Raw genomic sequence first — 13,640 nt, forward strand, 5'->3', positions numbered from 1 at the left:
CGCCGATCACACCGGTGTCGAGTCATTTCTCAGAGAACTTTGGCATTATCGGTAGGCGTGAGTAAACGTAGAATCATTGTAGTCGGCTCGACCGGTTCGGTCGGCGCCCAGGCCCTCGACGTCCTGGCGGAGAACGCAGCAGACTTCGAGGTCATCGGCCTCGCAGCTGGCACCCAACTCGATGCGCTGGTCGTCCAGGCCCTCGAGTTCTCGGTCCCCGTCATCGGCCTCACCACACCGCCGGAGGGTGGCGCGCCCGAGATCCGGCAGCGGCTGGAACTGGCCGCCGGCGAGCGGGGAATCAGCGATCCCGTCCGTGAGATCCACGTGGGTCCCGATGCCGCCGAGGTGGTCGCCGGGCGCTCGTGCGACATCGTCCTCAACGCGGTCACCGGTGCTGCCGGACTCGGCGCAACTCTGGCTGCCCTTGATCGCGGCACCGATGTGGCGTTGGCGAACAAGGAGTCGCTCATCATCGGCGGCTCGATCGTCCTCGACGCCGCAGCCCGCACCGGAGCGGCTCTGATTCCCGTCGACAGTGAGCACTCCGCGATCGCGCAGGCACTGCGCTCGGGCACTCACGGTGAGGTGAGCAAACTCGTCATCACGGCTTCTGGTGGGCCCTTCCGCGGCATGACCCGCGATGCGCTGCGTCGTGTCACCCCGGCTCAGGCGCTGAAACATCCCACCTGGTCGATGGGGTCGATGATCACCATCAACTCGGCGACTCTGGTCAACAAGGGCCTCGAGGTCATCGAGGCCCATCTGCTCTTCGACATCGACTTCGACCACATCGAAGTCGTCGTCCACCCGCAGTCCCAGATCCATTCGATGGTCGAGTTCTCCGACGCCTCGACGATCGCACAGATCTCTCCACCGGATATGAAGCTGCCCATCGCCTACGCTCTCGGCACGCAGTCCGACGGTCAGACTCGTCGACTGGCGTCTGGGGCGGTGGCGAACAACTGGGGACAGCCGATGCACTGGTCGTTCGAACCCGTCAACCACGTCGCCTTCCCGGCGCTGGGGCTGGCTGTCGAAGCCGGGCGGAGGAGAAAGAGCTTCCCCGCGGTATTCAACGCCGCCAACGAGGTCCTCGTCGAAGCCTTCGTGAACGGGGAGATCCCATTCACCGGCATCGACAAGGGCATCGAACGAGCGTTGCAGGCCCACGAGCCCGCCGCCGAACACACGGTCGACACCGTGCTCGCCGCCGATTCCTGGGCACGAGAGTTCGCCCGCCAGGACCTGGCAGCACAGTCCGAGCAGAGCGCTGCGTCTGCACAGGGCAAGGCCTCCGGCGGCTCCTGATATGACAGTCATCCTCTACATCGTCGGGATCGTCCTGTTCCTCATCGGGATCTCGATTTCGATCGCACTGCACGAACTCGGCCACCTGACACCGGCGAAGAAGTTCGGGGTCAAGGTCACCCATTACATGGTCGGCTTCGGGCCGACGGTCTTCTCCTTCCGCCGCGGCGAGACCGAGTACGGAATCAAGGCACTTCCCCTGGGCGGTTTCATCGCCATGCCGGGAATGTACCCACCGATTGAGGCGACGACGCGTCGGGCCGGCAGTTCGAAAGGCGGCGACGCCCAGGACGATGCCAGCGCGGTCGGGGACGAGCGCCTTGGCGATGGCAGAGCCGAAGAATCCACCGACATCGACGGAAATGCCGACGTCGCGACCGAGACACCTCATCGGCCTCGGAAGCAGCGGCGCGGTCGGCTGTTCGAGAACACGATGGCCGATGCCAGGGAGTTCTCGAATCAGGAGATCGAACCGGGGGAGGAGCACCGGACGTTCTACGCCCTGAACGTGCCCAAAAGGCTCGTGGTGATGTTCTCCGGTCCTCTGGTCAATCTTGTCTTGGGGATCATCATCATGGCGATCTCGCTCATCGGCATCGGGGTCATGACCCCGACGACCACGGTCCAGACCGTTGTCGAATGCGCGGTTCCGGCTTCGGAGGCAGCGCAGCGTCCCGCGGATGAGAAGCAGAGCTGCCAGGACGATGATCCGCTCACCCCCGCCTGGGAAGCCGGGATCGAACCCGGCGATGACATCACCTCTGTTGCCGGCGTTCCCACCGAAAGCTGGGACACACTGTCCTCGGTGATCGAGGATCACGCCGGTGAACGAGTCGATGTGGAGTTCACTCGTGACGGCCGCGCTCAGTCCGTCAACGTCCCGATCATCGCCCATGAGAGCGCCCGCGTCGACGATAATGGGCAGCCCATGATGAACGCCGACGGCACACCGCAGACGGTGACCGAGGGCTTCTTCGGCGTCGGTCCCGTCCAAGAGCGTCAGCCGCTGCCGCTGAATGAGTTCCCCGGCGCAGTCTGGGAGCAGGTCAGCGGCGTCTTCCATGCGATCGCGACCCTGCCGGTCAAGCTCATCGACATCGCCGAGGTGGCCACCGGTTCGAAGGAGCGCGACGCCGAGGGCTTGGTCGGGATGGTCGGAGTCGGGCGCATCGCCGGTGAGATCGTGTCGACCGACAGGTTCGAAGTCCTCGAGAAGGCGCAGCTGGGTCTGGGGATGCTCGGTTCGCTCAACATCTTCCTGTTCGCCTTCAACATGATCCCCCTGCTGCCGCTCGACGGCGGTCACATCGCCGTGGGCCTCTACGAGGGCGCGAGGCGCCAAATCAACAAGTTCCGCGGGCGCGGCACGATCGGACCGTTCGATACGGCGCGGCTGCTGCCGCTGACCTATGTCGTCATCGGGCTGATGCTGTGCATGACGGCTCTGCTCGTCTACGTCGATCTCGTCAAACCGGTCACCCTCGACGCGATCTTCAACTCCGGATAGCGGGTGCGCGGTGCTCGAGTCCGGGGCGAGTGCGCATTGCTCGCGGTCAGGGGCTCAGCGTGATCGTCTGCACCGCGCCGAGGTGGTCCAGGCTCACCGTGATCGTCGCCGCCGGCGTCTCGGCTGAGTCTTCGCTGCCGCCGACGTATGAGTCGGGTACCGTCACCGTTCCGAACAGCGGCGTCCTCATCTCGAGGTCGCCGGGCGTGAAGGCCCGCGCCAGTTCCAGATCACGGCCCGAGGCCAGTTCGTCCTTCCACGCGGCGAAGCGCTCGCGGCGCTCGGCCCGGGGCTCATCGAGGTCCATGTTCACGGTGAAGAGTCCGTCGGCGACCGTGTCGTCGAAATCGAGGACGAGGTTCGCCGCACGCAGCACGGTCTCCGACTGCTGCGCCGCAGCGGGGTAGTGGGGCGCGGGAACCGCAGTGGTCGTCCGTGTCAGCTGCCGACCAGGGCTTCCCGTGGCTGCGGCCCACCCGGCGTCGATGACGTTCCTGACGACGCTCTCGGCCGGATAATAGGTCGTGTTGCCGAACACGACGATGCTCAGGCCGAGGTCCGGGAACCAGCGCATGTGCGACCCGTACCCGGGATAGCCGCCGGAATGGCAGACGACGCGACCGAAGCGGGAGTCGAGGCGGGGCTGCAGGCCGAAGCCGTAGTTGATGGATTCGGTGTGGTGGTCGCTGCGCTGGACCTCGATGAGACGATGTGCCTGCTGGTTGTCAGACAGGATCTGCGGCAGTGTTCCCGGGACAGAGGAACCGACGTGGTCGAGGGAGTCGAGGGAACCGACCTGCTCGAGCGCGTCCATATGGGCATTCATCCAGGCACCGATGTCATTGACCGTGGAGATGACTCCGCCGATGGGGGAGAAGACACCGGGACCGGTGAGTTCGGCGGGGTGGCCCCGGCCATTTCGGTCGAGGCGGATGCCGGGGACCAGATCGGGGAAGTCGGCGACATCGAATCCGGTGCGGGACAGACCCAAGGGTGCGAGCACCTCGGCGGTGGCGACGTCGATGAAAGGCCTACCGGTCACAGCTTCGGTCACGACTCCGAGCAGGGCATAACCGAGGTTCGAGTATTCGTAACCGGTGTCGGCCGGTGCGATCGGGATGGCGCCGCGGCGCAGGTGGTCGATGAGTTCGGCACCCGTCATCGACTCCACACGGTCCGCCCACGGATCGTCCTTCGTGTACCCGGTGCCCATGGTCAGTGCCTGACGGCAGGTGCGATCGGCGATCGATGTGTCGTTGAGATCGGGCACAAGGCGGCCCAGCGGCATATCGAGATCCAAGCCATCGGCCGCAAGGACACCGATTGCTGCGGCGGTGAACGACTTCGTCATCGACGCGATCCGGTACGGGACGTCGCCATCGGCTACCGTCTGAGTCCCACCTCGGCGGAAGACGCCCCATGCCAGGGTGCCGCCCTGGGCTCGCAGAGATTCTGCCGACGCCTCAAGCCCGCTGATGATGGCCTCGGTGTCAGGCTGGGTGAACGCCATGCATGCTCCTCTGCGCTTCGGAATGGTGTCTCTTCGATCGGCAAGCTCCCTTCACACTACCTGCGAAATCGCCGTGTGGTGAGCGATCACACCGTGGTCGGGAGGCCCGGACACGGTTTGAAGTCCTACAATATGAATGACTCAAACGATCAGTCTGGTCACCAGTCGTCAATGAAGGGAATGTCTTCGTGACATCGGTCAACCTCGGAATGCCCGCCCCACCGCCTCCTGTGCTCTCACCGCGTCGGAAGACGAGACAGATCCAGGTCGGAAAGGTCGGCGTCGGTTCCGATTTCCCCGTCAGCGTCCAATCGATGACGACGACTCAAACCACTGACATCAACGGGACTCTGCAGCAGATCGCCGAACTCACGGCCTCCGGCTGCGACATCGTTCGAGTGGCCTGCCCCTCGCCCGATGATGCCGCGGCGCTGCCGGCAATCGCGCAGAAGTCGCAGATCCCAGTCATCGCCGACATCCACTTCCAGCCGAAGTACGTCTACGCCGCGATCGACGCCGGCTGCGCTGCGGTGCGCGTCAACCCCGGCAACATCCGCAAATTCGACGATCAGGTCAAGGAGATCTCGAAGGCGGCCAGTGATGCCGGAGCATCGATCAGGATCGGCGTCAACGCAGGATCCTTGGACAAGCGGATCATGGAGAAGTACGGCAAGGCCACCCCGGAGGCACTCGTGGAGTCCGCCGTCTGGGAGGCATCGCTGTTCGAAGAGCACGACTTCCACGACTTCAAGATCTCTGTCAAGCACAACGACCCCGTGGTCATGGTCCGCGCCTACGAGCTGCTCGCCGAACGCGGTGACTGGCCCCTGCACCTGGGCGTGACCGAGGCCGGTCCCGCCTTCCAGGGCACGATCAAGTCCGCCACCGCCTTCGGCACACTGCTGTCGCAGGGCATCGGCGACACCATCCGCGTCTCACTCTCGGCACCTCCCGTCGAGGAGATCAAGGTCGGCAACCAGATCCTCGAGAGCCTCAACCTCAAACCCCGCAAGCTCGAGATCGTCTCCTGCCCGTCGTGCGGACGTGCCCAGGTCGACGTCTACTCACTCGCGGACAAGGTCACAGCCGGCCTCGAAGGCATGGAAGTCCCGCTGCGAGTCGCCGTCATGGGCTGCGTCGTCAACGGCCCCGGCGAAGCCCGCGAGGCCGACCTCGGTGTGGCCAGCGGCAATGGCAAGGGTCAGATCTTCGTCAAGGGCGAGGTCATCAAGACCGTGCCCGAGGACCTGATCGTCGAAACACTCATCGAAGAGGCCAACCGCATCGCCGCAGAGTCCGACACACCGTCTGGATCGCCCGACATCGTCGTCGGCTGAGACCCGACCGAAGCGAGAGTTCCCGGTGGGCGACGATCAGAACAAGGAGGCTCTCTCGTGCTGAGGGTCGCTCGCCTGGGACATCAGCACACCCGTTGGTTGAAGAGTCTGCTCGCACTCAACCCGTGTGAGAACGTCTACCTCATCGCGCTGCTCGAAGTCACGGGCACAGCGCAGATGGGGTCACCGTCCGGTTCCTTGCTGGGCGTCTTCGACGGTGACCGACCGGTCGCGGCCTACTGGGTGGGCGGCAACATCATCCCCGTCGCTGCCACTCCTGGGACCAACCAGGCGCTGGCCGAGAAGCTCAACGCCGATGGACGCTACTCCTGTTCCCTCATCGGTTCCCGCACGATCATCCTCGATCTGCACAGCCGTCTGAACTGGGGCCGTCCCCGTGGGGTCAGGGACCGGCAGCCGCTGCTTGCCATCAGCTCTGACCCCTTAGTCGAACCCGACGAAGCGGTGGAACCGGTGACGGTGGAGCAGCTGCCAGCAGTGTTCTCCGCCAGCGTCGACATGTTCACCAACGAGGTGGGTTTCTCTCCGATCGAAGGCGGACAGTCGAGCTACATGGCCCGAGTCCGCAGCATCATCAGGGGCAAGAACTGCTTCGCGCGCATCTCCGACACTCTGCCCCAAGGTGGAGCGGTGCGGCGGTGGCCGGCGATGAGTCAGGCCGAACAGGTGCTGTTCAAAGCAGACATCGGCATCAGAGCACCGCGCATCGTTCAGATCCAGGGTGTGTGGGTGCACCCCGATGTGCGTCACCAAGGCCTCGGTGCTGCGGGAATGGCGGCAGTCGTGGCGCAGACCCGGGCGGCGGGGCACACCACTGTCAGCCTCTACGCCAACGACTTCAACGAGGTGGCCCTGCGCATGTATGCCCGGGTCGGCTTCGAACAGGTCGGCACCTTCGCCACGGTTATGTACTGAGTGCCCTGCAGACCGGCCCCACGGCCGCCGACAGCATACCGATCAGTGCTCGCACGCCGAAAGCAGTCAGTGCTCTCACGCCGAAAGCAGACCGCAGCGTTGAAGGTCGAGCGCAGGGTGTCTGCTCTCGAGGCTTTCCTCGACCCTCGACCCTCAACGCTCAACGCTCAACGATGTGAGGTGGTCAGGGGTGCCGGCGGTCCCGGTTTCGCGGCTTTGCCATGTCTCCCAGGAACTTCTCCATCTCCCGGCGGTCCTTCTTCGTCGGTCGACCCAGCCCTTTGTCCCTGCGCGGGACGAATCCGCGCAGAGCAGGATCCGGCGGCGGGGTGAGATCCTCGTAGCACTGCACGGCGATCGACGACTGCGGACGCGTGGGGACGAATCCGGTGATCTTCCAGATGAATTCGGTGCCGGCCTTGCGCACTCGCACCTCCTGGCCGATGACGACCTTCTGCGCTGCCTTCACACGCTGACCGTCGACCTGGACGTGCCCGCCACGGCAGGCTTGAGTCGCCAGGTTCCGGGTCTTGAACATGCGGGTCGTCCACAGCCACACGTCCACGCGTACGTGCTTGCCCGGTGTGCGATCAATCTCCACTGTCAGCCTCCACCACAGTCAGGTCTCGCGCCCTTGGTCGCCTTCGCCATCGCTGCGCAGGGCGAGCTCGGAACGGCGGGTGAATGTCTGAGCCGGGCGGCCGCGTCCCTGGGTCAGAGCCCGCCCGGTAGGTGCGAGGAGCGGCAGCATCGTGCGGCGGAACGTGTCTGCCTGCAGATTCTCTCCCGACACGATCTCATGCAGCTCACGCAGCTGTCGGAGCGAGAACTCATCCGGCAGCAGCCCGAACGGGTCTGGTGTGCGCTCATGCAGGGAACGCAGACGGTGCACCGCGACCCGCACGATCTCCTGATGCTCGGCACTGAGCTCACGCACCGAATGCACGGGCGCCAGTTTTCGCCGCCGCGCATCCTGCGGATCCGGTTCGGTCTCCGGGGAGCTTGCGTCACCGAATCCCACATCTCTCGTCGACAGCACGTCGAGGTGGGCCACCGAGATCACCCAGCCACGATCATCTCGATCGGGCTGGTCGAAGACATGGAGCTGGACGGGGGCGCGATCGACGAGCCGCGCCTTTTCGCGCAGACACCGTGCGACAGCCTCGGCGAGTCGTTCCTGGGGACGCAGAATCGAGCCCGGCAGCTGCCAAACTCCGTCGCCGGGATGTGTGAGGAGCACGTGCAGGCCACGTCCGGGAACGGGGCAGAGGACCGCGGTGTCGACCGCGACCGAGGGCCGTGGGAACTGCGTCAGTTGAGTGGAATCAGGCATGCTCTTCGTATCGGTCAGGAAAGTGGTCGGTCGGTGAATCGGCCCGAATGGTGCAGGCCCTGGTGGATGTCTGTGCCCACCAGTCTAATTCGCTTCCACGACCTGACGAATCTGCACTCGGCAGGCGGCGGTTCCGATAGCCAGTCTGATCTGTTTTTCCGCACAGTTGCCGTGCGCATACCCGCGTGCGATAGGGTTCGATCTGAGTCCTGACAAGTTGAGGAGTATCACCCATGGCCCTGCGCATGTCGTCCCTGTTTGTGCGAACCCAAAAGGAGGACCCGGTCGGTGCCGAGGTCGCCAGCCACAAACTGCTGCACCGTGCGGGGTACATCCGCCGATCGGCCCCGGGGATCTACACATGGCTGCCGTTGGGGCTGCAGGTACTGGGCAAGATCGAAGCCATCGTGCGTGAGGAGATGGCCCGAGCCGGCTCACAGGAAGTCCATTTCCCCGGCCTGCTGCCCGCCGACCCGTACCGGAAATCCGGACGCTGGGAGGCCTTCGGACCGGACCTGTTCCACCTCCAGGACCGCAAAGACAACGACTACATCCTGGCCCCCACTCACGAAGAGGTCTTCACCCTCCTCGTCAAGGATCTCTACTCCTCCTACAAGGACCTCCCGCTCTCGATCTACCAGGTCCAGACGAAGTACCGTGACGAGGCCAGGCCGCGCGCGGGTCTGCTGCGCGGACGCGAATTCATCATGAAGGACGCCTACTCCTTCGACATCGACGATGCCGGGCTCGACGCCTCCTATGAGGCGATGCGCGTGGCCTACCTCCGCGCCTTCGCCCGCCTCGGACTTCCGTGCCTGCCGGTCAGGGCCACTCCGGGCGCCATGGGCGGCTCGGGCACCGAGGAGTTCATCTACCCCTCCGAAGTCGGCGAAGACACCTTCGTGCGCTCACCCGGCGGGTACGCGGCCAACGTCGAGGCCGTGACCTCGATCGTGCCCGACGCGATTGAATACTCGCTCTCGCCCGCGGCCCGCGTCGAGGACACCCCCGACACGCCCACGATCGAGACCCTCGTCGACGCCGCGAATGCGAACCACCCGCGCGAAGACCGGGCGTGGACCGCGGCAGACACGCTCAAGAACGTCGTCTGCGCGATCACCCACCCCGACGGCACTCGCGAGATCATCGTCATCGGCCTGCCCGGCGACCGTGAGGTCGATCTCGACCGCGCCGCCGGCACAGGAATGCTGGGCAATGGTGAGGTCGGCCTCGAAGCGGCCACTGCCGAGGATCTCGCCGCCCACCCTGAGCTCGTCAAGGGCTACATCGGACCGGGTCTGAGTCCCGAGACGCAGTTGCTCGGCCTCGAAGGCAGCTCGAAGGTCCGTTTCCTCCTCGATCCTCGTGTCGTCGACGGCACCCGGTGGATCACCGGCGCAAACGAGCCCGGCCGTCACGTCTTCGACCTCGTCGCCGGCCGCGACTTCACCTCCGACGGCACCATCGAAGCCGCCCAGGTGGTCCTCGGCGACCCCGCACCCGACGGTTCCGGTCCGCTCGAGTTGGCCCGTGGCGTCGAGATCGGCCAGATCTTCAAGCTCGGCCGCAAATACGCCGAGTCCCTCGACCTCAAGGTCCTTGACCAGAACGGCAAGGCCACGACCGTGACCATGGGCTCCTACGGCCTCGGCGTCACCCGCGTCATGGCCTGCATCGCGGAGGAATACCACAGCGAAACCGGTCTCCTCTGGCCCCAGCACCTGGCCCCGGCCGACGTGCACATCATCGCCGCCGGCAAGGGCGAGGAGATCGCCGAGGCGGCCGAGACGCTGACATCCGAACTCGAGTCCGAGGGCGTCACCGTCCTCCTCGACGATCGTGGCAAGGTCTCACCCGGCTTCAAATTCGCCGATGCCGAGCTCATCGGCATCCCCACCGTGATCGTCGTCGGTCGCGGCCTGGCCGATGGAGTGGTCGAAGTCCGCAATCGTCTCACCGACGAGAAGCAGGACCAGCCCGTCGCCGAGGTGGTCGCTTCCACCGTGGCCGCGGTCCGCACCGCTTACGCCACGGCAGATGGTGCGGCCGACGCCGCGATCGCCGATGCCGCGGGGGGCGCTGCGGGCGGGGAGGTCGCTGCGGTCGCGGACACATCTGCACTGTGAACTGACGTAGGTGATGGAGGCTCTCACCGCCGGCGTCGATGTCACACTCGGCATGCTTCTGTGGCTGTTGGCCGCGGGCGTGCTGGCCGGGTGGATCGATGCCGTCGTCGGAGGCGGCGGACTGATCCAGCTTCCGGCACTGCTTCTGGTCCCGGGCATGACTCCGGTCCAAGCGGTTGCCACGAACAAAGTGGGATCGATCGCGGGCACGACCGCCTCGGCGGTGACATATCTGCGTAAGATCACGCCCGATCGGTCGGCGACGATCCCTGCCGCGGCCACGGCCTTCCTCGGAGCGGTCCTCGGCGCCAAACTCGCAACACTGGTCCCCGGCGAACTCTTCACTCCGCTCATCCTGGCCGCCCTCATCGGGGTCGGACTCTTCACGGTCATCAACCCCAGCCTCGGCGCCGATGCGACCCTCCGATTCGGAGAGTCCTCGAAACGCCACCACGGTCTGTCATGGCTGATCGGCTTGGTCATCGGCATCTATGACGGTGTGTTGGGCCCAGGCACCGGTTCCTTCCTCGTCATCGCGTTCGTCACGGTCATCGGATTCTCGTTCCTCCAGGCCTCGGCCACGGCGAAGGTCATCAACTGGGCGACGAACTTCGGAGCCCTCGTCTATTTCATCCCCGATGGCCAGGTGGTGTGGGCGCTCGGCCTCGTCGTGGCCGTGGGCAACGTCCTGGGCGGGATCGTCGGGGCGCGCACGGCGCTGAAGCAGGGATCAGGCTTCGTTCGAGTCGTCTTCGTCGTCGTAGTCTCCGCGATGATCCTCAAACTCGGCTACGACGTGATGTCCGGCCTCATCCACTGACGCATCCCATCGCTAAACCTCCCCGACGTCACTAATACCGCATGGCGCTGGGCGCAATTAGTGACGTCGGGGAGGTCTAGCGGGGCGGTGCTCAGCCGATCGGTTTGAGGGCGTGGGCATTGACCCCGGCGACGTCGGCACCCGACAGGGCGCGTGCCACCCACAGCGAACGCGCCGCATCGGCCAAGGCCTCGGTCGACCCGCTGCGGGCCGACCTCAGGTACCAGAACATGTTCGAGATTTCCCGCGCGACGGCCGCACCCATTCCGTACTGCGGATCCATACCTGCGCACAGAGCGAGGTCGGAGGCGAAGCCGCGCAGCCACGCCGCCTGGGCCTGCGGATGCTGGGACGGAATCTCCACGAGGCGATTCCACAGCACCGGCGCCAAAGTGTAGGCGGTCGGCCCCGACAGTGGCTGCGGGTCGATGGCCTTCCACGTCGAGATGCCGGCGGCATCGGGGTTGCCGGCGAGGATGTTGTAATAGTGCAAATCGGCGTGGATGAGCCAATTGTCGTCAGACCCAGCCAGAGTGTGCATCCAATTGCGCGCGAACGAGAGCAGCAGCGAGTCACCCCGGACGGCCTCTGACCAGCCGCTGAGCAGACCGGAATCGGCGTCGAAGGTGCTCAACCATCCGGCGGCCACATCCTGGACCCGCAGGAACTCCGAATCCGCCGGAACCTCCAGGGAGCGTTGCAGGGCTCCCCACACCGGCGGCACATCGGCCAAGGGCAGGACGGAGAGATTGTCCTTCGTCCGCAGTCGTTCCTGCAGCGTCACCCGGAAGCTGTGATCGTCCCTGATCACCCGGACGGCGCCGTGCCCGTTCCACATCTTCAGCGCCCGCAGCGCCTGCGCATGCGCGGCCGTATGCGCCGAGGTGGGGGCCGCAAAGCGCAGAACACCCTGATAGTTCTCCTGGGTCAGGACCGGAATGACGAGGCTCTCGCACCCGGCCCACGGCGCGCCGGGGACCTCGTCGAAGCTCAGCTGCCACCGATCGGCGAGCTCGTTGGCCATGAAATCCAGGGCCGCGACCCAGGACGTGGTGCGGAACTCGCCGATGATGTCGCGTGTGGCGTTGAACAGGACCGGTGGGACCTTCACTTCTGCGCCTCCGCCTCTCCGGAGTCCCCGGAATAGGTATAGCGAAGCACCTGTGGGCTGGCGAAGACCGCGCGCGTCCGGGCCGATTCCCACAGCCGCAGAGCGGCTCGCGTATCGGTCTGCAGCCATGGCAGGAGGGCCGCGGCGATTCCGTCTTCAAGCGACAGCGCCAGCTCCTCGGCGGTCTCCGGGTCGGTGGGGCTGGGATCGAGCTTCCACGAAGGAGCAGCCGGGTCGGCGTTCTTCTCGCCGAGCTTTTCGAGCATCTCTCCGGCCAGTGCTCCCAGGGATTCCAGGCGTGCCACAGCGCGTTGGCGTTCGCGCGACTTCGCATCGAAGTTCACGGCGAGACGCTCGTAGCCGTAGGAGGCCGCCCGGGCTTGGTTGAGGATCGCATTCCACATCGGGGGAGCGGTGGACTCGTCGGCGGTCGGCACCTGTTCGTCGGCGGAGTCCGTGGCCTTCGCCGACTCGGTCTCACCGGAGGCGCCGACGGGACTGGTTGTGCGTGACTTCCGGATCAGGGCATCTGAGCTGCGGATGATTTCGGCGTCCTTCGTCCCGGCGGTCAGGGCAAGGCCGGTCGCCACGTCGACCAGGACGGGATTGAGGCCGGAGCCCAAGTTCGGCAGGTCGGTGAATACGGCAGTGGAGACCACCTCGGCGGCGGCGATGTAGGTGCGCGGCTCCTCAGACGGTGGGGGCTCGGTGGCCATCTCAGTCGGAGGGGACCAGACCGGGCCGATGGCATCCCGGAATTTCTGCAGGGCCTCACCCGCGGTCTCCGGATCGTTGTCCCCCGCAGTAGTGGCGGCGAGGATTCGGGCGATCCGATTGCGCAGCCGGTTCGTCTCATCGAGGGTCGGAACGTCCGGGGGAGTGTCGAGCCTCACGCCGCAGCCCGACAGCAGACCCAGGCTCGCCCCGCTCGCACCGAAGAGGAGAAGTGCGCGGCGGCTGACGGGAAAACGCATAGGCCAATCCTAGCGGATGCTTAACCTCAGCCAGGGAGTCGCTTAGGGTGGGGCTAAGTCAATCAGCAGGGCAGAAACGACGTTTCCGCGCGGGGTTCACCTCGTGATCGGGACGGGGACTGGAGGACACATGGATGAGGACGTGGCGCGGATCGAGGAGATTCTGCGTGAGCCGCTGAAGACCTCCGGGTTCTACCTGGAATCGGTGAAGGCCGTCGCCGCCGGCCAGCGGCGGGCGCTGACGGTCGTCGTCGACCTCGATGAGTCCAGCACGGAACCGATGTCGATGGACAAGATCGCCGAATCCAGCCGACTCGTCGGGGATACCCTCGACGACGTCGAGATCTTCCGTGATAAGCCCTATCAGCTCGAGGTCACCAGCCCGGGCGCGACGCGGAAGCTCGAGTGCCCTCGGCACTTCAAGCGTGTGCTCGGACGCCGGCTCGAAATCAGCACGAAGAAGCACTCCTTCAAGCTCGATCTCGACGATGTGGGCGAGAACTCAATTTCGGGAACCGATCCCGCCAGTCGTGAGAAGCGCACGGTCTCGCTCAGCGACATCGTCAAGGCGCAGGTCGAACTCAAATTTCGGTGAGCGTAATCTGAGATAGAATGTCACGCCTGCATAAATGAAGACAGACAATTCAATGCTCGAGGGAGCCGGAGAGGATATAG

12 protein-coding genes are annotated in these 13,640 nt (G+C 65.3%); 7 read left to right on the forward strand and 5 right to left on the reverse strand.

What is annotated here, in order from left to right; translation table 11 throughout:
- Positions 1–57: 57 nt before the first annotated feature.
- Both dxr and BLT92_RS16410 read left to right on the forward strand, forming a co-directional pair.
- Positions 58–1,311 carry a 1-deoxy-D-xylulose-5-phosphate reductoisomerase gene (gene dxr, locus BLT92_RS16405; protein WP_092107294.1) on the forward strand — a complete coding sequence of 418 codons (1,254 nt, stop codon included), beginning with the start codon at positions 58–60 and terminating at the stop codon, positions 1,309–1,311.
- A 1-nt stretch (position 1,312) separates the two neighbouring features.
- On the forward strand, positions 1,313–2,818 hold the full coding sequence (locus BLT92_RS16410) for a M50 family metallopeptidase (RefSeq protein ID WP_092107296.1): 1,506 nt from the start codon (positions 1,313–1,315) through the stop codon (positions 2,816–2,818).
- A 46-nt stretch (positions 2,819–2,864) separates the two neighbouring features.
- Here the strand turns inward: BLT92_RS16410 and BLT92_RS16415 are convergent, their stop codons facing one another.
- Positions 2,865–4,328: a serine hydrolase domain-containing protein gene (locus BLT92_RS16415; protein ID WP_092107298.1), complete on the reverse strand. Its 1,464-nt coding sequence runs from the start codon at positions 4,326–4,328 to the stop codon at positions 2,865–2,867.
- 188 nt (positions 4,329–4,516) lie between these two features.
- Here BLT92_RS16415 and ispG point away from each other — a divergent pair, with 188 nt between their 5' ends.
- Positions 4,517–5,665 (forward strand): flavodoxin-dependent (E)-4-hydroxy-3-methylbut-2-enyl-diphosphate synthase, encoded by a 1,149-nt coding sequence (gene ispG, locus BLT92_RS16420; RefSeq protein WP_092107300.1) that lies wholly within the window; start codon positions 4,517–4,519, stop codon positions 5,663–5,665.
- Between the two features lie 57 nt (positions 5,666–5,722).
- The gene (locus BLT92_RS16425; protein WP_092107302.1) at positions 5,723–6,601 is read left to right on the forward strand and encodes a GNAT family N-acetyltransferase; all 879 of its coding nucleotides are present in this window, start codon (positions 5,723–5,725) and stop codon (positions 6,599–6,601) included.
- Between the two features lie 184 nt (positions 6,602–6,785).
- Here BLT92_RS16425 and BLT92_RS16430 read toward each other — a convergent pair whose 3' ends face one another.
- Positions 6,786–7,202, reverse strand: a complete 417-nt coding sequence (locus BLT92_RS16430; protein WP_092107304.1) for an RNA-binding S4 domain-containing protein — start codon at positions 7,200–7,202, stop codon at positions 6,786–6,788.
- Positions 7,203–7,220: 18 nt separating this feature from the next.
- Positions 7,221–7,934 (reverse strand): NUDIX hydrolase, encoded by a 714-nt coding sequence (locus BLT92_RS16435; RefSeq protein ID WP_092107306.1) that lies wholly within the window; start codon positions 7,932–7,934, stop codon positions 7,221–7,223.
- Between the two features lie 233 nt (positions 7,935–8,167).
- On the opposite strand from BLT92_RS16435, the gene BLT92_RS16440 reads away from it, so the two are divergent.
- Positions 8,168–10,060, forward strand: coding sequence for a proline--tRNA ligase (locus tag BLT92_RS16440; RefSeq protein ID WP_092107308.1), 1,893 nt, complete (start codon positions 8,168–8,170; stop codon positions 10,058–10,060).
- 13 nt (positions 10,061–10,073) lie between these two features.
- The gene (locus BLT92_RS16445) at positions 10,074–10,880 is read left to right on the forward strand and encodes a TSUP family transporter (protein ID WP_092107310.1); all 807 of its coding nucleotides are present in this window, start codon (positions 10,074–10,076) and stop codon (positions 10,878–10,880) included.
- 91 nt (positions 10,881–10,971) lie between these two features.
- Here the strand turns inward: BLT92_RS16445 and BLT92_RS16450 are convergent, their stop codons facing one another.
- Positions 10,972–11,991 carry an aminoglycoside phosphotransferase family protein gene (locus BLT92_RS16450; protein WP_092107312.1) on the reverse strand — a complete coding sequence of 340 codons (1,020 nt, stop codon included), beginning with the start codon at positions 11,989–11,991 and terminating at the stop codon, positions 10,972–10,974.
- Positions 11,988–12,965 (reverse strand): hypothetical protein, encoded by a 978-nt coding sequence (locus BLT92_RS16455; protein WP_092107314.1) that lies wholly within the window; start codon positions 12,963–12,965, stop codon positions 11,988–11,990. The genes BLT92_RS16450 and BLT92_RS16455 overlap by 4 nt, the downstream gene beginning before the upstream one ends.
- A 130-nt stretch (positions 12,966–13,095) precedes the next feature.
- Here BLT92_RS16455 and BLT92_RS16460 point away from each other — a divergent pair, with 130 nt between their 5' ends.
- Positions 13,096–13,560, forward strand: coding sequence for a ribosome maturation factor RimP (locus tag BLT92_RS16460; RefSeq protein WP_092107316.1), 465 nt, complete (start codon positions 13,096–13,098; stop codon positions 13,558–13,560).
- The last annotated feature ends 80 nt before the right edge of the window (positions 13,561–13,640 follow it).

The organism is Brevibacterium picturae (assembly GCF_900105045.1).
GTDB classification, from domain to species: domain Bacteria; phylum Actinomycetota; class Actinomycetes; order Actinomycetales; family Brevibacteriaceae; genus Brevibacterium; species Brevibacterium picturae.

Excerpts from the sequence above, each read along its gene's own strand:
- BLT92_RS16410 (WP_092107296.1), top strand. The coding sequence starts at position 1,313 with ATGACAGTCATCCTCTACATCGTCGGGATCGTCCTGTTCCTCATCGGG.
- BLT92_RS16415 (WP_092107298.1), bottom strand. The coding sequence starts at position 4,328 with ATGGCGTTCACCCAGCCTGACACCGAGGCCATCATCAGCGGGCTTGAG.
- BLT92_RS16435 (WP_092107306.1), bottom strand. The coding sequence starts at position 7,934 with ATGCCTGATTCCACTCAACTGACGCAGTTCCCACGGCCCTCGGTCGCG.
- BLT92_RS16440 (WP_092107308.1), top strand. The coding sequence starts at position 8,168 with ATGGCCCTGCGCATGTCGTCCCTGTTTGTGCGAACCCAAAAGGAGGAC.
- BLT92_RS16445 (WP_092107310.1), top strand. The coding sequence starts at position 10,074 with ATGGAGGCTCTCACCGCCGGCGTCGATGTCACACTCGGCATGCTTCTG.
- BLT92_RS16455 (WP_092107314.1), bottom strand. The coding sequence starts at position 12,965 with ATGCGTTTTCCCGTCAGCCGCCGCGCACTTCTCCTCTTCGGTGCGAGC.
- BLT92_RS16460 (WP_092107316.1), top strand. The coding sequence starts at position 13,096 with ATGGATGAGGACGTGGCGCGGATCGAGGAGATTCTGCGTGAGCCGCTG.